The 1442-nt window shown below is 64.9% G+C and carries 2 protein-coding genes; both read left to right on the forward strand.

Going from position 1 to position 1442, the window contains the following annotated elements:
* On the forward strand, positions 1–1162 hold a 1162-nt coding region (locus GHO42_RS02970; RefSeq protein ID WP_153384106.1), incomplete at its 5' end, for a DUF2868 domain-containing protein.
* Positions 1155–1442: GTPase domain-containing protein (locus tag GHO42_RS02975; protein WP_178114887.1), on the forward strand; the 288-nt coding region annotated here is incomplete at its 3' end. The genes GHO42_RS02970 and GHO42_RS02975, both read left to right, overlap by 8 nt.

Raw genomic sequence — 1442 nt, forward strand, 5'->3', positions numbered from 1 at the left:
GCTGGTACTGGCCGTACTGGCGGTGCTCAGCGGCGCCGGTCTGGCCTTTGCTGCCCTGGGCGACGGGCAAACCCCGGTCAATGTGTTCTGGGCGCTGGGCAGCCTGCTTGGCCTCAATCTGATCCTGCTGTTGAGCTGGGCGCTGGGCCTGCTGTTTGCCGGTGAACACGGCGCCAGCCTCGGCCGCCTGTGGCTGTGGCTCAGCGAAAAACTCGCCCGCGACGCCAAGGCCGCACAACTGGCCCCCGCCTTATTGCTGTTGCTGCAACGGCGCAAGCTCAATCGCTGGGCACTCGGCACGCTGGTCAACGGCCTGTGGTTGCTGGCGATGCTCAGCGCGTTGGTGATGATGCTGCTGCTAATGGCCACCCGCCGTTACGGGTTTATCTGGGAAACCACGATTCTTGGTGCCGATGTGTTTGTCGCCGCCACCCGCGCCCTTGGCGCCCTGCCCAACTGGCTGGGCATGAGCGTACCCACCGTGGAGATGATCCGCATCAGCAACGACACCAACCTCTATGACAATGAACTGGTGCGTCAGGCATGGGCAGTCTGGCTGGTGGGCGTGGTCCTTATTTACGGGGTGATTCCGCGTCTGCTACTGGCGGCATTCTGCCTGTGGCGCTGGAATGCCGGGCGCAACGCACTGCAACTTGACCTTAATCTGCCCGGTTACAGCCAGCTGCGCGAGCGTCTGATGCCCAGCAGCGAGCGCCTGGGCGTAAATGACATAGCCCCCGAGCAGTTGCATAACGTGCAGGCCGGGCACAGCGACCTGCACACCGATGGCGCCTTGATCGTGGCCATCGAGCTGGACGATCAACACCCTTGGCCACCCACGTTGCCGGCTACGGTCAAGGATGCGGGCATTCTCGACAGCCGCGAATCCAGGCAAAAACTGCTCGAACAAATGACCCGTTTCCCCCCGGCGCGCCTGGCCATTGCCTGCGACCCGCGACGCTCGCCGGACCGTGGCAGCCTGGCGCTGATCGGCGAACTGGCCCGCAGTGCCCGCGAAACCCGCATATGGCTACTGCAAGCCCCCCCCGGCCAGGCACTGGACGCTGATCGCCTGGGCGACTGGCACACGGCGCTGGAGAAACTGGGTTTACCGTTCGCCGCCAGCGCCCCCCTGAACTGGCTGGAGACAGGCCATGACTAAGCCACTGACGCTGGCCGTGGTGGGCCATACCAATGTCGGCAAAACCTCGTTGCTGCGGACCCTGACCCGAGATGTCGGTTTTGGTGAAGTGTCCCATCGTCCCAGCACCACGCGCCATGTCGAAGGCGCACGGCTGTCGGTCGACGGCGAGCCGTTGCTGGAGCTGTACGACACGCCGGGGCTGGAAGATGCCATCGCCCTGCTCGACTACCTTGAGCGCCTCGACCACCCCGGCGAACGCCTGGATGGGCCGGCGCGGGTGGCGCGCTTTCTCGAAGGC

It is taken from the genome of Pseudomonas sp. FSL R10-0056 (assembly GCF_009600105.1).
Lineage (GTDB): Bacteria > Pseudomonadota > Gammaproteobacteria > Pseudomonadales > Pseudomonadaceae > Aquipseudomonas > Aquipseudomonas bubulae.